Source organism: Kribbella amoyensis (assembly GCF_007828865.1).
Classification (GTDB): Bacteria; Actinomycetota; Actinomycetes; order Propionibacteriales; family Kribbellaceae; genus Kribbella; species Kribbella amoyensis.
Genome location: NZ_VIVK01000001.1, coordinates 460812 through 476510 on the forward strand (window position 1 = coordinate 460812; position 15699 = coordinate 476510).

General features: G+C 70.2%; 15 protein-coding genes. 6 read left to right on the forward strand and 9 right to left on the reverse strand.

The window, feature by feature from the left end; translation table 11 throughout:
• The first annotated feature begins 482 nt into the window (after positions 1-482).
• Positions 483-968, forward strand: coding sequence for a hypothetical protein (locus FB561_RS02225; RefSeq protein ID WP_145802494.1), 486 nt, complete (start codon positions 483-485; stop codon positions 966-968).
• A gap of 696 nt (positions 969-1664) precedes the next feature.
• Here the strand turns inward: FB561_RS02225 and FB561_RS37680 are convergent.
• From FB561_RS37680 to FB561_RS02245, 5 genes are read right to left on the reverse strand one after another with little or no spacing between them, the layout of a single operon-like run.
• Positions 1665-1805, reverse strand: a complete 141-nt coding sequence (locus FB561_RS37680) for a hypothetical protein (RefSeq protein ID WP_170284529.1) — start codon at positions 1803-1805, stop codon at positions 1665-1667.
• Positions 1806-1840: 35 nt separating this feature from the next.
• Complete coding sequence (locus FB561_RS02230; protein ID WP_145802496.1) at positions 1841-2242, reverse strand: phage tail assembly protein; 402 nt, start codon at positions 2240-2242, stop codon at positions 1841-1843.
• Entirely contained in the window at positions 2242-2712 is a 471-nt protein-coding gene (locus FB561_RS02235) for a phage tail protein (protein WP_145802497.1), read from the reverse strand. The genes FB561_RS02230 and FB561_RS02235 overlap by 1 nt, the downstream gene beginning before the upstream one ends.
• A gap of 15 nt (positions 2713-2727) precedes the next feature.
• Positions 2728-3204, reverse strand: coding sequence for a phage tail protein (locus tag FB561_RS02240; RefSeq protein ID WP_145802499.1), 477 nt, complete (start codon positions 3202-3204; stop codon positions 2728-2730).
• Positions 3201-4721 (reverse strand): phage tail sheath family protein, encoded by a 1521-nt coding sequence (locus tag FB561_RS02245; protein WP_145802501.1) that lies wholly within the window; start codon positions 4719-4721, stop codon positions 3201-3203. Before FB561_RS02245 ends, FB561_RS02240 begins: the two co-directional genes overlap by 4 nt.
• 189 nt (positions 4722-4910) lie before the next feature.
• On the opposite strand from FB561_RS02245, the gene FB561_RS02250 reads away from it, so the two are divergent.
• From FB561_RS02250 to FB561_RS02270, 5 genes are all read left to right on the forward strand, one after another.
• Positions 4911-5552, forward strand: coding sequence for a Pvc16 family protein (locus FB561_RS02250; RefSeq protein WP_145802502.1), 642 nt, complete (start codon positions 4911-4913; stop codon positions 5550-5552).
• Positions 5524-5916: a PAAR domain-containing protein gene (locus tag FB561_RS02255; protein WP_145802504.1), complete on the forward strand. Its 393-nt coding sequence runs from the start codon at positions 5524-5526 to the stop codon at positions 5914-5916. Before FB561_RS02250 ends, FB561_RS02255 begins: the two co-directional genes overlap by 29 nt.
• A 103-nt stretch (positions 5917-6019) precedes the next feature.
• Positions 6020-8806 (forward strand): helix-turn-helix transcriptional regulator, encoded by a 2787-nt coding sequence (locus FB561_RS02260; protein WP_145802506.1) that lies wholly within the window; start codon positions 6020-6022, stop codon positions 8804-8806.
• Between the two features lie 166 nt (positions 8807-8972).
• Positions 8973-10160, forward strand: a complete 1188-nt coding sequence (locus FB561_RS02265) for a hypothetical protein (protein ID WP_145802508.1) — start codon at positions 8973-8975, stop codon at positions 10158-10160.
• A gap of 13 nt (positions 10161-10173) precedes the next feature.
• Positions 10174-11700, forward strand: coding sequence for a hypothetical protein (locus tag FB561_RS02270; RefSeq protein ID WP_145802510.1), 1527 nt, complete (start codon positions 10174-10176; stop codon positions 11698-11700).
• Between the two features lie 17 nt (positions 11701-11717).
• On the opposite strand, the gene FB561_RS02275 is transcribed toward FB561_RS02270, so the two are convergent.
• The 4 genes from FB561_RS02275 to bioB are packed head-to-tail and all read right to left on the reverse strand — an operon-like array spanning position 11718 to position 15341.
• Positions 11718-12839, reverse strand: coding sequence for an 8-amino-7-oxononanoate synthase (locus tag FB561_RS02275; protein WP_145802512.1), 1122 nt, complete (start codon positions 12837-12839; stop codon positions 11718-11720).
• Positions 12839-14158, reverse strand: a complete 1320-nt coding sequence (gene bioA, locus FB561_RS02280; protein ID WP_145802514.1) for an adenosylmethionine--8-amino-7-oxononanoate transaminase — start codon at positions 14156-14158, stop codon at positions 12839-12841. The genes FB561_RS02275 and bioA overlap by 1 nt, the downstream gene beginning before the upstream one ends.
• A complete protein-coding gene (bsaP, locus tag FB561_RS02285) occupies positions 14155-14349 on the reverse strand; it encodes a biotin synthase auxiliary protein BsaP (protein WP_145802516.1) in 195 nt (64 codons plus the stop codon). The genes bioA and bsaP overlap by 4 nt, the downstream gene beginning before the upstream one ends.
• Positions 14346-15341 carry a biotin synthase BioB gene (bioB, locus tag FB561_RS02290; RefSeq protein ID WP_145802518.1) on the reverse strand — a complete coding sequence of 332 codons (996 nt, stop codon included), beginning with the start codon at positions 15339-15341 and terminating at the stop codon, positions 14346-14348. The genes bsaP and bioB overlap by 4 nt, the downstream gene beginning before the upstream one ends.
• Positions 15342-15699 lie beyond the last annotated feature (358 nt).

Consider the following 15699-nt stretch of genomic DNA (forward strand, 5'->3'; position numbering starts at 1 on the left):
AGGGCTGTTCGGCCGTCCAGTCAGCCGGCGGGAGCAGCAGGTGGCTCGTCGCCCCGGCCGACCTCGGTACCGTCGCGGTGGCGCTGCGGGCGAACGCTCGTCGGGTAGGTCGAACACGAACCGTGCTGGTTGCGGGTCGGGTGACGAGCAACGCTGACGGCGAGCTCGACGGACGGGCGGTCGTCGGTACTCGGGTCTCCCAGGTGTCCGTTGACCGGTTGGTGGGCTCGCTGACGGGCCCGCGCGTCCGCTCTTCCGTCGGGCCGCTGCTTGGCTGATGCGCGGAAGGTGGATCGACGGAGAAGCGTGAGGTCCGGTCGAGCCACGGACCGGCCGTACCGGGAATCACTCCACTGCTTGCCGTCTGAGGTCGAGCCACGGGGTCAACTCCCTCAGGTACACCGAACACCGCCGCCGTTCGATCTGCGGTCTCGGTGCCGAGTTCGATCGGTTCCGGCTCCCGGGAGGAGGGCGGTACCAGCGTGTTCGAAGGTGGAGCGGGCCGTTCCGGCAAGGACCACAGCTGTGCGCTCGGGGCCTCCGGCAACGGCGTGGGGAGTACTGGCGCGGACCACACCACGACGCTCGGCGCAGGAGGACTCGGCGTGCTCGGCGCAGGAGGACTCGGCGTGCTCGGCGCAGGCGATACCGGCGCAGGCGGTATCGGCGTGATCGACGCGGGTGGCGGCGCCGGTTCGCCGAGTGGCGGCGCAGACGACACGGGCACGCTCGGCGTAGGCAGTACCGGCGCGCTCGGTGTAGGTAGTACCGGAGTGCTCGGCGTAGGTAGTACCGGAGTGCTCGGCACAGGTGGTCGGGGTGTGGTGGGCTCGGGTGAGGGCGGCGGACTTTCGGTGGTGGGGACGTCGGGCGGACGGGATTCGGCTGGGTCCGCGCTGTCCGGCTCGGTGGATTCGGGCGCCTGCGGGCTGGGTTGTGGATCGACCGGGAGCGCGTCCGGCTGCTGACTCACCGCGGCGGCGTGCAGACCTTGGCGACGGCTTTCGGCGAGGCTGCGGCGCCGGATCGGGGTGGCGTCTCGGGAGCTGACCGGGACCGGGGCGGGAGCGGTGGAAGGGGGCGGCGCGGCACTGGACGAGAAGCCGGTGAGCGCGGCCAGACCGAGCACGTCCTGAGCCTCGTACTCCGCCAGCAGCCGTTCGAACTGCCCGATGCTGCGAAACGGGCGGTCCGGCTCCTGGGGTGATCCGACCGACGCCGCCGAGATCGTTGTCAAAGGCACCGATTGCCCGCGGTCACGCGGTACCACCGAGACCCTCCGGCGGGCCGCCCCCGGAACCTCCGGCGAGAAAGCGGCCTGACCGCCACCGCTCTCGACCAACTCGCCCTCCTCGGACGCTCCGGATCGCCGGAACGGCCCGAATCGGCGGGCCGGAACGAGCGCGGGTACCGGCAGAACGCGGCGACGCACCACCACCCCGGCCACCACCCCGCGAGGCAATTCGGCCAGTAGGCCGGCCCGGTCGTCACCCCGGGCGAGAAGATCACCGGTGCCGGCAACCTCCGGCACGGTCAGCAGCGGAGCGAGGATCGGCGCTCGCAGTTCGGCGACCGGTGCCAGCGCGGGGACCCGATCCCAGTCGAGTCCGTCGGCGCGGGCGGCCGCGCGAGCAGTACGACGACGGCGGAACAGCCGCATCTCATCAACTCCAGGTCTGATCGGGCGCCGGTGCGCCGGGCTGGTGGCGGATCCGGCCGATCGACTCGATCACCGTCGCCCGGGTGGCGTGCTCCAGGTCGAGGATCGCGAGGTGCGGCCAGTGCAGGTGGTAGGCGACGTACACGACCTCGTCCCAGAGCCGGTCGGCCGGGTACGTCGTCAGGCTTCCCCCGGCCCACCACCCGCGAGCTCGACCGCGTACCCGTGACCGCAGGACGGGCAGGTCACGTCGACCTCGGTGTGCCCGTGCTGGTTGATCCGCCGGTACAGGTCCTGCAGGAAGGCGAGGTCGGAGGCGAACAGACACTCGACCACGAGCGTGTCCACCTCCGGCAGCGTTCCGAGCCGGACGAGGGTCCGCTCCAGCAGCAGCACCGTCAGGTACGCCGGGTTCTGCCGGACCCGGGGGTCGGTCTGCGTGGAGATCTCGTCCCGCGCCGTCGCGAGCCGCATCACGCCCTCACGGTGCAGCGTGCCGTGCTCGTCCACGAACCCCCGCGGCAACTGGAAGGGGTACTCCGTGCGCAGGCCCACCGCGTGCTCCGCCACCGTCGTCGCCATCAGGACTTCCCGGGCACGATGCTCTCGCAGGTGAGCTTGCACTCGATCATCGCGACGTCCGACGAGCCGGCCTTCATCGCCGTGATCGTGACCTCGGAGATCCACGCCTTGTGGATGACGTACCAGGCCTCGCGCTCGGTACTGCCCGATCGGTACACGCTCAGCGTGCCGTCCTGGCGAGCGGCCGGATCACCCGCGCGAGCCTGCTGGTGCCACAGCAGGATCGCGGTGTTCCCGGCAGCATCGAGCGCCCGCTTGAGCGTGATCGTGGGCGGCTCGGTCTTGCCGAACTGCTTGGTGTGCACGGTGTCGCCGCGCGCGTCGTTGTAGATGTACTCCGACGACCCGACCTTCGAGTTGATCCCGCCCAACTCGGAGAACGCGAGCGTTCCCATCGGGGTGCCCTGGAAGTCCGCGACGAACCTCGCCGCACTGACCACCGTGTCCTGGGTGGCGCCGTTCCCCATCATTGCCGGTCCCTTCTCTCACACCTGGAGGATCGCGTCGCAGACGATCGTGATGCGCATCATCAGTGCGCCCGGCCCGCCGGCCTGGGCAGCGTCGAGCTCGAGCCGCGCGCACCAGGCGTTCTCGAGCAGGAAGGCCATCGCCGGTGTCCCGGCCTTGTCGCAGATGTCGAACGAGGCCGGCAACTTCGCCAGCGGGTTGTTCGTCCGGGCCAGGTGGTGCCAGCCGTACAGCAGCGCGAACCCGTTGCGATCGGCGGCCCGCTCGAGCACGATCGTCGGTGCCTTGGTCCGGCCGAACTGCTTGGTGTGCACGTTGCCCAGCCGGCTGTTGTAGGAGAACTCCTGGAACTCCACCTCGGAGGTGAATCCGGCCAGCTTCGAGAACCCGAGGCCGGTGGTCCAGCCCTCACACATCACGACGAACCGCGGTGAGCTGACGACGGGCGGGTCCAGCACCTGCCGGGCGACCGCGGTGGCCGTCGTGTCGCTCATTCCCGTAGCTCCGTGCCCTGGGCGAACTGCGAGAGCCGGAACACCACGAACTCCGCCGGTTTCACCGGGGCGACGCCGATGTCGACGGTGAGGATGCCGGCGTCCCGGTTCTCCGGCGGATTGTTCTCGGCGTCGCACTTGACGTAGAAGGCCTCTTCCGGTGTCCGGCCGAACAGTGCGCCGCTGCGCCAGACCCGGCGCAGGAACATGGCGATGATCCGCTCCACCGAGGTCCACAGGAACTCGTCGTTCGGCTCGAAGACGACCCACTGGGTACTGTTCAGGACCGACTTCTCCAGGTAGTTGAACAGGCGCCGGACGTTGAGGTACCGCCACTCCGCGTCGCTCGACAGCGTCCGGGCGCCCCAGACCCGGATGCCCTGACCGGGGAAGAACCGCAGGCAGTTGACCCCGATCGGATTGAGCTGGTCGTGGTCGCGCCGGGTCATCGACGCGTCGAGCTCGAGCACGCCCCGGACCACCTCGTTGGCCGGTGCCTTGTGCACGCCCCGCGTGTCGTCGTTACGGGCCCAGATCCCGGCCACGTGGCCGCTCGGCGGTACCACCATCGGCCGCCCGCTCCGCGGATCCGCGACCTTCACCCACGGCCAGTACAGCGTGGCGTACTTCGAGTCGTACCCGGCCACGTTCAGCCGCCAGTCCTTGACCTGTTGCGGCCGCATCCCCGGCGGCGGATCGAGGATCGCTACCCGGTCCGACATCAGTTCGCAGTGCGCGATCATCGCCAGCTGGACGGCTTTCACCCCGTCCAGGTCGAGGGCGCCGGACTGGTACGCCGTCATCAGGTCGGGGACGCAGAGCATGGTGACGTCGTCGACCGCCTCCAGCCCGGAGAACCCGGTCCGCTCGTCGGTGTCACCGACGTAGTCGTCGACCGCCACGGTCCGGCGCTCGTCGGGCAGGACGACCGGATGGACACCGACCTCGGGCACGGCGACGGTACCGGCCTTGGTCTCCTCGGCGACGACCCACTTGGACTTCCGCAGCGCGGTGACCACGTTCGCGGGACCACGACGGGTGGAGACGTTGTCGTAGACCTCCTCGTCCGGCCCGGACCGGATCACGAGCTTGAACGTCTCGTCGCCGCCTTCGGACGCCTCCTGCACCTCCACACTCAGCGGCTGGTCCGCCGGTACCGCCGGTGCCGCCCGGAGCGCGAGCGGCTTGCCCTGGCCTCGGCTCGGCAGCTCGAACCGGCCGTTCCGCGCCGCCTGACCGGCCGGCTGCCCCGGGTCGCCACCGACGCGGACGACGTAGGCGCTGCCGCCACCGTTGAGGAAGTACCCGTAGACCGCGTGCGCCAGCAGGGCGCCCTCGACGAACTGGCCGAAGGTCTGGGTGAACTGGGTCCAGTTGGTCACCAGCACCGGTTCGTCGACCGGCCCCCGTTCCGCGAAGCCGACGAACGCGGCGACCGCCGTACCGACGCCTTCGATCGGCTTGGAGCCGGACGAGACCTCCTCGACGTAGACCCCTGGTGACAGGTACGACGGCATCCTGACCTCCTGGCTGGCTGGGCATGCGCCCCGACGGATCGGGGCCTGCCGCAACTGTGCGTCGCAGCGCGCCGGTCGCGGCAGAGGACGCGGTGCACGGATGGCTGCCTGATCGGGCCAAACAGGTCGCCCCGAGCGCTGCGCAGAGGGATCTGGGCACCGACCGGCGCGGACCGGACAGTGATCTGCATGCTGGACGAAGCGGAGCAAGCAGTCGGCGCCCTGTTGCGCGAGCAACTGCCGGTGGGTACGGCGATCCGCACCGAGCCGCCCAGCGACACCTGGTACGGCGACCAGCAGGAGTCCGAGAGCGTGGGACTGTTCCTGCACCTGGTCCGCGAGAGCCAGTCGCCCGGCGCCGTCCAGGGCTGGTCGGAGGACCGCGATCAGTCCGGTCGGGTGATCCGGCGGTCCGCGGCCGAACGCCAGTACGAGCTCTGCTACCTGGTGACCGCCTGGGCCGCCGACTACGAACGGGAGCTCGGCCTGCTCGGCTGCGTACTCCGTGCGGTCGCGCACCATCCCGTCGTCCCGGCCGGACTGCTGGCGGGATCGCTGGTCCAGGCGAGCGGACCGGTGAAGGTCGCGATCGGGCGCCCGGACGCGGCGTCCACCGTCCCCGAGTTGTGGTCCGCCCTCGGGCTGCGGCCGCGGACCTTCCTCGACCTCGTGGTGACCGCGCCGGTGGCTCCCGTCGCGATCACCGAGCTCGCCGGTCCGCCCGAGACCATCGACCTGTCCGTCAGCGCGCCCGGCCAGGACACCGCGCGCCGCCGGGCCCGGATCACGGAGGGGCCACAGGATGCCGCAGCCGGCCGCGAAACTGGGTGACCAGGTGATCGGGACCGACGTCCACATCGTCCTGGTCCCGTCGTCGGGCGGGCCGGTGCCGACGCCCCGGTCGCTGCCGTTCACCGGCCGCATCGTGTCCGGCTGCAGCAGCGACGTCCTGATCGAGGGCAAGCCGGCCGCCGTTCACGGCAGCGTCGCGGTGAACCAGCCACCCCACGTCCCGACGGGCGGCACCTTCGCCCGGCCACCGGACAACCGGGGCACGATCCTTGCCCTCGGCCCGTTGGTACTGGTGAACGGCAGACCGCTGGCCCGCGCGGGCGATAAAGTTGTCACCTGCAACGACCCGGCACCGGCCCCGACCAGCGTGGTCGTGGCCACCGGTCAGGTCTTCGTCGGCTGACGTTCACCGTCACGCCACGGAGGCGGCCGTAACCCGCCAGGCGATGAGTCAGTTGAACAAGTGACCTGTCGCCTCGGGGACGACCAGCGTGGAGTGACGTCCCATGAGCCCTGGCATACCTGGACCGGATCCCGATTTCGTCGGACGCACCGACGAGCTCACCCGGCTCGCCGAGCTGGCCGGGCTGGTGCGCACCGGCCGGCACCAGACCGCGCTCGTCCAGGGCCCGCCCGGGATCGGCAAGTCGGGCCTGATCCGGCGTTTTGTCGCCGGGCTGGACGACTTCACCGTGCTCTCCGCCACCGGCGATCCGGCCGAGTCGATGCTCGACCTGGGCGTGGTCGACCAGCTGCTGGCGCAGACCCCGGCCGCCGTCCGGGCCCGGACGGCTTCGCTCGGTACCGGCGCGCCCGTCGGCGCCAACCCGCTGGCGGTCGGCAGCCAGCTCCTCGACCTGCTCGGCGAACTGCAGCGCCGGGCCCCGGTCGCGCTGGTGGTCGACGACCTGCAATGGGCCGACCACTCCTCCCAGCTGGCCCTGCGGTTCGTCCTGCGACGGATGTGGGCGGAGCGACTGCTCGTCGTCCTGGCGGCCCGGACCGAGCCGACCGCGGGACCTGGCGCAGGACCGGGCGCAGGACCGGGCGCAGGGCCGGGCTCCGAGCCGGTTCTGGAGCGGCTGATCCACGGCATTCCCGCCGATCTCCGGCTGGAGATCGGCGGCCTGGACCTGGTCGACGTCACCGATCTCGCCGTCGCCGTCGCCGGCCGGCAACTCCCGGCGGGGGCTGCCCGGCGCTTCCACTCCTACACCGGCGGTCATCCGTTGCTGCTCCGGACGATGCTCCGCGAGATCTCGACCCAGCGGTTCAGCAGTATCGACTGGAGACTCGCCGTTCCGCCGTCGGTGGCAGCGGCGACGCGACAGGCGTTCGACAAGCTCCCGGCGCCGACCAGGTCGTTGCTGGAGGCGCTGGCCGTCCTCGGCGGCCGGCCCTCGCTCGCGCAGGCCGCCAAGGTCGCGGGGACGAACGAGGTGCACTACGCGCTGGGACCCGCCATCGACGTCGGCCTGGTGACCTGGTTCTCCGGCGAGCCGGCCCGTCCGGTCACGATCACCCACGACCTGCAGCGCGAAGCGATCTACAGCGCGATGTCACCGGTCCGCCGGAGCGAGCTGCATCGGCGGGCCGCGGCGACGGTGGAGCCGTTCCTCGCGTGGCGGCACCGGGTCGCCGCCGTCGACACGACCGACGCCACGCTCGCGAGCGAGCTCGAAGAGGCCGCCGACGCCGAAGCGGCCACCGGGGATCACGGCACCGCGGCCACGTTCCTCGGCTGGGCCGCGGATCTGACCCCGTGGAGCCCGCAGAGCGAACAACTGCTGCTGAGATCGATGATCCACCTGATGTTCAGTTCGAGCCGGGGCCGGGCCCGCCAACTGCAGGAGCGGGCCGTCCGGAGTGCGCCGAGTGCCCTGCGCTCGCTCGCCCTCGGTCTGTCCGAGGTGTTCCTGGACGGCGACCGCCGCGACGGCGAACGGCACCTCCGGCATGCTTTTGCCACCAGCGATCCACAGTCCTGGGTCCACGGAGCGGCGGCCAGCGGACTCGCCGGTCTCACCGTCTGGCGGGGCGAGATCGAGCAAGCCATCGAGTACGGTGACGTCGCCCTGTCCGTGCCCGGCGTACCGGCTCCTCTGCGCGACTACGTGCTGTGCCTCCGGGGGACGGCCCGGGGCCGGCGTGACGGCTTGGTGGCGGCGCTGGACGAGTTCCGCGAGCTGCCCGAACCGGCGGCCGACATCGACGACCACCACCTCGAGGCCCTCGCCTGCCGCGGCGCGCTCCGCGCGATGGTCGGGCTGGTCGAGGAGGCTCGGCACGACCTGACGGAGGTGGTACGTCGGCAGGCAGCGGGCGCCCCGATGCTGTCCGGGGTCACACCGCACTGCTACCTGGCCGGCGTCCAGTATCAGCTGGGCGAATGGGACGCCTCCGTCCGGACGATGCGCCGGGCAACGTTGCTGGCCGACGACGACCAGCCCGCGATGAACGACGTCATCCTGCCCTTCGTGGCCTCGATCGTCCCGTCCGCGCGCGGTGACTGGCCGACCGCCACCCGGCTGGTGCAGACCGCGGCAGCGGCGGCCCGCCGGATCGGCAGCCCGCAGGACCTCAAGTACGCCGCCATCGCCGCGGCCCTGCTCTGCCAGGCCCGCGGTGACCATCCCGGCATGCTCCGCGCACTGACGGACGTGCCGGGACTCCGCGACGGCGGCAACGCGCCCGGTGGGATGCACGAGTGGTGGAGTACGTGGTGGCAGCCCCTCCTCGTCGACGCCTTGCAGGCCACCGGGCGGCTACCCGAGGCGGACGCCGAACTGGCCGTGCTCAAGGAGCGTGCGAAGGACATCCCGATCCTCACCAGTACCGTCACCCGCCTGACCGCCCAGCAGGCCGCCGCCGACGGCGAGCTCCACCTGGCCGTCGACGTGGCCGAAGCCCACCTGGGTACCGTCGGCCGGCCGGCCCCGCGGCTCGCGGACGGGCGGCTGTACCAGGTCCACGCGCGGAATCTAATTGCCTCAGGCAAACAAACTGTCGCGGCCGGCTGGCTGGACGCCGCGGACCGCGTCTTCGCCGCTCTCGGCGCCCATCCCTATCGCCGGCAACTGCACGCGGTCCAGGTCCCCGCCGCCGGCTCCCGCGCCGGAGCCCAGCTCACCGAGCGCGAACAAGAGGTCGTGGCCCTCGTCCTGCAGAACAAGACCAATCGCGAGATCGCCGCCATCCTGCATGTGACCCCGAAGACGGTCGAGTACCACCTCCGCAACATCTTCACCCGTCTCGACATCAGCTCCCGCCGTGACCTCTTCGACCTGTTCTGACCTGCCCCTCCGGCCAGGCCAGGCGCCCGCGGCCTCGCCTGATCGGGCAAGCGGACCTGCTCGATCTCCCGTCCTCCGTCTCCTCCAACTGTGTGTGCCACCCCCAGATAGTGAGTCGTGCCGCCGATCTCCAGGCCGGCCGACCTCACATCGAAGGGAGCACCCCGTGACCGACGTGGAAGCGTTTCGCTGGGTCGACGAGGACCACCAGCGACAGTTGGAGAGCAGCAGTACGTCGGCTTGGGGCAGTGCCTGGCCGGAGTACCTCGGGCGCTATCTCGACCACACCTGGTCGAGCTGGCAGCAGGAGTCCGACGACACGTTGCGGGAGTGGCTCAGGGAACGGATCGACGCCGTTGCCCTCGGCTGGGTGACGGCGACGCAGCAGTCCCAGCTCGGGACCTTGACCGACCGCGGCGACTGGCGCGAGTGGCTGCCCCGTCAGCTCGACGAGTGGTGGGCGGACTGGGCGAAAGCGTCTCCTGGCGAACTCACCGCCTGGCTCGACGGCGGCCTTGCCTCACTCCTGCCCGCCGACGAGACGGCCGAGCCGGCTTTCGATGCTCGCGAGCTCACCTGGGTGACCCCCAGCCAGAGTGCGGCGCTCGAGGCTTATACCCCGGAGCGCGGAGACTGGCGTACCTGGCTGCCCGGCCAGCTGGACATCTGGTGGCCGGACTGGACCACCGCCTCCCCGGACGACCTCACCCCCTGGCTGGACAACGCGCTCCCCAGCCTTCCGCCGCCAGGGCCGCAGCAGGACGCCCGCGCCCTCACCTGGGTCACGCCGGAGCTGGTCGAGCGGCTGGACGCGATGAACAGGACCAAGGGCGACTGGCACGACTGGCTGCCTGGCCAGCTGGACATCTGGTGGCCGGACTGGACCACCGCGTCCCCGGACAACCTCGTCCCCTGGCTCGTCACCGCGCTCGCCGGTCTGGAACCCGCCGACGAGCCTGCCGATCAGCAGGAGCAGGCGGCTGCTCCGAACGCCGAGCCACAGCCGGATCAGGACCTGCCGGCCGCCGCCGACCCCCGGAGTTTCGAGTGGCTCACCGAGGAACAACTGACCCAGCTGAACGAGCTGTACGAGATCCGCGGCGACTGGCACGACTGGCTCGGGGACGAGTTGGACCGCCGCCGGCCGGACTGGCCGACCCTGCCTCCGGGCGCGCTGGTGGCCTGGCTGAACGACGTGATCGGGTTGCTGGCCCTGCCTGAGTCGGACGACTTCCTCGACGCTGTGCTCGGCGCGCTCGAGCAGGACGAGGAAATGCTCGAACTCGCCGCGAGCCTGAGCCCAGACGAGCTGGCCCAGGTCCTTGACGACGTCCTTTCGACCATCGCGGCTTGACCAGGAGGAAACGATGACCACCACCCACGCCGGGCCGGCGCAGAACGCGGACGACAAGGCCGGCTCGATGCAGAAGCTGGGCAAGTACCTGCTCGGCAATCTCAAGGCCTTCCGGCCCACCGACGTCTTCACCAAGGTCGACCACGCCTGGATCAAGCACGCCTCGATCGCACTGGGCATCAGCCTGAACACGACGCTGGACGAGAAGACGACGGCGAAGAAGATCGCCAGGGCCGGGGAGAAGGCCAAGAAGGCGACGGCCGAGGACGTCAAGAAGCATCCCGAGGCCTACCAGCAGGAAGGTCTCCTGACGATCCTGGAGAGCTTCAAGCGGGAGTGGCAGATCGAGGACAAGACCTACGTCGAGCTCCAGCAGACGCTCCGCACCCTGCAGAACCTGGAGATCATGCGGTTCACCGACACCGGACAGAACTCACTGTCCGCGGCCAGCAGCACGCTGGACACCTTGGTGAAGACGATCAACACCGAGCCGGCTCGCTGGCGGGCGGTGGACGAGCTGGTGCGAACGTCGGAGACCACCGCCGACGGTGCGGTCTCGCTACCGGCCGCCATCGCCTTCAAGCAGTACATGGCCGAGTCGATGGTCCGGGCCGAGGGCATGATCAGGCGGCTGGAGCAGATGGAGAGCGACTCCCTCGACGCGTTGATGTTCGAGAGCATCAAGGCCTATGTCATCGCCCATCCGTCCGAAGCACACCAGCAGCTGGAGACCGACCTGGTCGTCATGGAGCAGTCCTACGACGCGGCGTCGTCGGCCCTCGGCCTGGCCGGTGAGGCCGCGCAGCTGAGTGGATCGGCCAAGAACGCCATCAAGGCCCTGCAGGCCGTCTCCGACGCCGGGATCGCTTTCCTCAAGCGCAGCATGATTGCCGCGAGCAACGAGAAGCAGGTCCGGGAGATCATGGCGAAGTCCGGCGCGGAGAAGGAGGCCGCGCTGAACGAGATCGTCCAGGAGTTCGACAAGAAGCCGCTCCAGGTCGCGGAGATGCTGGCGGACAAGTACGTGCGGCAGATCCAGTTCAACCTCGACATGCTCGAACCGCTCGCGTGCGCGAGCCTGATGGGCATCGGCGCGGGGCTCGACACCGTCGGCGCCGGCGCCGCGACGACAGGCGGAGAGATCATCTGGTCGCTGCTCAAGATCACCATCATCGAGACCGCGAAGGAGTTCCAGGCCGAACGGCTCGAGCTGGCGCGGGCCCTGGAGACGACGACGAAGGAGAAGTACGTCGAGGCGTCCGACAACTACTGGAAGAAGTGGTCGAACGGCCTGACCGACAGCGTCACCGAGAAATTCAAGACGCGGTTCGTCAGCTCCGGCCTCAACCTGCCCAAGACCTTGGCCGAGAGCCTCTACGGGTCCACGGTCGCGGTCCTCGTCAAAGAGGCGCTGCAGCACGTCAAGATCGACCCGGCCCAGCGCTTCAGCGGCCAGGACTTCCTCAGGCACGTCGCGTCGCTGCAGAACACCCGGCTTCGGGCAATGCAGTCCGTCGACAAGACCGGCGCCGCGGCGTAGACCCGGCCGGCAGGCGGTCAGTAGACCTGGGCGACAGCGGCAGCAATGACCTCGGCGGCACGGTCGAGGTCATTGCTGGTCAGCCCGGCGTTGGCGGTCAAGCGGAGGCGGCTGATGTTGTCGGGCACCGACGGTGGGCGGAAGCTGCCGACGCGGACGCCGTCGGCCCTGCAGAGGTCGGCTGCTCGGACGGTCTGGTGGGGGCCTGGCATGGGGAGGGAGACGACCGGGCCGGCGGGATGCGGGACGTCGAAGGCATCGGCCAGGTGAGCGGTGGCGCGGTGGATCGCGGCCGGGCGGTCCGGCTCGGACTGGAGGACGCGGAGCGCGGCGAGGGCGGCCGCGCAGGCTGCCGGGTTGAGGGCCGTGTCGTAGATGAACGGGCGCGAGCGGTTGATCAGGTGCTCGCGGAGGACGGCCGGACCCAGTACGACACCGCCTTGCGAAGCCATCGCCTTCGACAACGTCATGGTGACGATCACGTGGTCGAGCCCGGCCTGCCCGGCGGCGTGGACGGAGCCGTGGCCGTCCCCGGTGACCCCCAGACCGTGGGCCTCGTCGACGAGCAGGACCGCGTCGTGGGCCCGAGCGGCCGCGGCCAGGTCGGCGAGTGGCGCCTCGTCGCTGAGCACGCTGAAGACGGACTCGGTCAGCATCACCGCGTACTGCTCGTTGCGCTCGGCAAGGACCTTCGACATCGCGTCGACGTCGTTGTGCGGCACGACCTCGACCCGCGATCGCGCCAGCCGGCCGGCGTCGATGAGGGACGCGTGCACGTGCTCGTCGGAAACCAGCAGCGTCCCCGGACCCCCGAGTGCGGTGACGACGCCAAGATTCGCGAGGTACCCCGAGGAGAACAGCAGCGCGGACTCTTGTCCGGCGTACGCCGCGAGCTCGTCCTCCAGTTCCTCGTGCAGAGAGGTGGTCCCGCTGACGAGGCGGGACGCGGTCGAGCCCGTCCCCCAGATCCGGAGCGCGTCGGCGGCGGCCTCGATCACCCGGGGATCGTGGGTGAGGCCGAGGTAGTCGTTGCCGGCCAGGTCGATCAGGTCCTCGCCGGCGACTCGGGGGCGCAGCCGGCGGGTCAGGCCGCGGGTCTCCAGCGCCGCCGCCTTCGGGCCCAGCCAGTCCCCCAACATCAGTTGCTCTCGGCAATCGCCTCGGTGATCGCGGTACCGATCGTGGCGATGTCGGAGTCCGTGCAGACGTACGGCGGCATCGTGTAGACCAGGTCCCGGAACGGGCGGACCCAGACGCCACGACGCAGGACCGCGTCCGTCATCCTGGGCAGGTCGACCGGTCCGGCGAGCTGGACGACGCCGACCGCACCGATCACCCGCACGTCCTTCACCCCGGGCAACTCGGCCGCCGGAGCGAGGCCGGTCGCGAGTCCGGTGGAGATGCGGTCGATCTCGGCCTGCCAGTCCTGGCCCAGCAACAGGTCGATACTCGCGAGCGCGACGGAACAGGCGAGCGGATTCGCCATGAAGGTCGGCCCGTGCATCAGGGCGCCGCCTGGCCCGTCCGATACGGTGCGCGCGACCTCCGCCGTACACAGCATGGCCGCGAGCGTCAGGTACCCACCGGTGAGGGCTTTGCCGACGCAGAGGATGTCGGGGTCGACGCCCGCGTGCTCGGAGGCGAACAGCGTGCCGGTCCGGCCAAAGCCGGTGGCGATCTCGTCCAGGATGAGCAGGAACCCGTACTCGTCGGCGACCTCGCGCAGGACCCGCAGACAGGCCGGGCTGTACGGGTACATGCCGCCGGCGCCCTGGAGGATGGGCTCGACGATGATCGCCGCGATCTCGTCGCTCGACCGCGCGGCCACCGACCGCAGCTCGCCGGCCCACGCGACCAACTCGGGATCGTCCGCGGCCCGGTCGAACCCGGCCGGCGGTTGCGGGCCGAAGACCTGTTCCTTCAGCGCACCCGTGAACAGCGAGTGCATCCCGTTGACCGGGTCGCACACACTCATCGGCGCGAACGTGTCCCCGTGGTACCCACCACGAACAGTGAGCATCCTGGTCCGGCCGGTCCGCCCGCGCGCGACCTGGTACTGCAGGGCGAGCTTCATCGCGACCTCGACCGAGACCGAGCCGGAGTCGCAGAAGAACACGTGCCGCAGCGGATCCGGGGTCAGGTCGACCAGCCGCTCGGCCAGCCGGACCGCCGGTTCGTGGGTCAGCCCGCCGAACATCACGTGGCTGAACCGATCCACCTGGTCCTTCAGCGCCTGGTCGAGGACCGGGTTCCGGTAGCCGTGGATCATGCACCACCAGGACGCCATCGCGTCGATCGCCTCGACCGTCCCACCGGCGCCGTCGGCCAACTGCAGCCGGACCCCGTCGGCCCCGGTGACCAGGCGGGTCGGCGAGGGCGCGGTCAGGGAGGAGTACGGATGCCACAGCAGCTCGGTGTCGCGGCCGAGCAGGTCTTCGGTCCTGCCGAGCTCGTTCATTCCGAGGCCAGCTCGCCGTGCGCGGAGCAGCGGGCCGACCAGCCCGTGGGGTGGACCTGGACGACCATCCGCCGGCGGCACTGCGCGCAGTACCGGGGTGGTTCCATCATCAGCGCGCGGCCGCACTCGGCGTGCTCGCCGTCCGCCAGTTCGCCACCGCAGTGGCCGCAGTACAGCAGGGTGGTGTTCACAGGGTCTTCTGCAGTTCCTTCACCGGCATCTTCAGCTCCGCGAGCAGATCGAGGTCCGCGGTCGCCGGGCGGCCGAGCGTGGTCAGGTAGTTGCCGACGATGACGGCGTTGATCCCGCCGAGCAGGCCGTCGCGGGTGCCCAGGTCGCCCAGGGTCAGCTCGCGGCCGCCGGCGTAGCGCAGGATGGTCCGCGGCATCGCCAGCCGGAACGCGGCGATGGTGCGCAGCGCGTCCTTGCCGTCCATCACCTCGAGGTCGCCGAACGGCGTCCCCGGGCGCGGGTTGAGGAAGTTCAGCGGGACCTCGTGCGGCTCCAGCTCGGCCAGTTGCGCGGCCAGCTCGGCGCGCTGTTCCAGCGTCTCGCCCATCCCGACCAGGCCGCCGCAGCACAGCTCCATACCGGACTCCTTGACCATCACGCAGGTCTCCCAGCGCTCCTCGAAGGAGTGCGTGGTGACCACGTCGCCGAAGTACGAGCGGGCCGACTCGAGGTTGTGGTTGTAGCGGTGCACGCCCATCGCCTTGAGCTCGTCCACCTGGTCCTGCGTGAGCATGCCGAGCGAGCAGGCGATGTTGATGTCGACCTCGGCGTTGATCGCCTCGATGCCGGCCTTCACCTGCGACATCAGCCGGGGGTCCGGGCCACGGACGGCGGCGACGATGCAGAACTCGGTGGCGCCGGTCTTCGCGGTCTCCTTGGCGGCCTCGACCAGTTCGGGGATGTTCAGCCAGACCGAGCGGACCGGCGAGGTGAACTGGCCGGACTGGGAGCAGAAGTGGCAGTCCTCGGGGCAGCCGCCGGTCTTCAGCGAGATGATCCCCTCGACCTCGACCTCCTCGCCGCACCACTTCACCCGGACGTCGTGGGCGAGGGCGAGCAGCGCGGGCAGCTGGTCGTCCGGTGAGCGCAGGACCTCGACCAGCTGCTCCTGGCTCAGGCCGACGCCCTGCTCCAGAACCTGCGCACGTGCCACGTCCAGGATGTCGCTCATGGTTCTCCTGCCTCGTCGAACGGTCGGCTCACAGTAAGCCAGGAGCGCCGCCCGGGACTGCGAGGGGCGTCACTGTGGAACACCTGACGCGGAAGTGACTCAGACGGCCGTCCGGACGGGTTTCGGAGAACCTGGAAAAATTCTCGGAGAATCTCGTGACCTTCGGTGATACCCCTCGTTGAAGTGTGCAGAGGCGGTCACCGCAAGGAGACCGCCACCCGGTTCGAGGAGTAGCGAAATGTTGATCATCACGATCAGCACGCAGAGTGGTCACAACCACTTCGCACAGGTCGAAACTCCGGGAATCGGATGTAGAGTGGGGCACTAAGAGCTCGGGTCGCCAGCTGTGGCTGGTGAC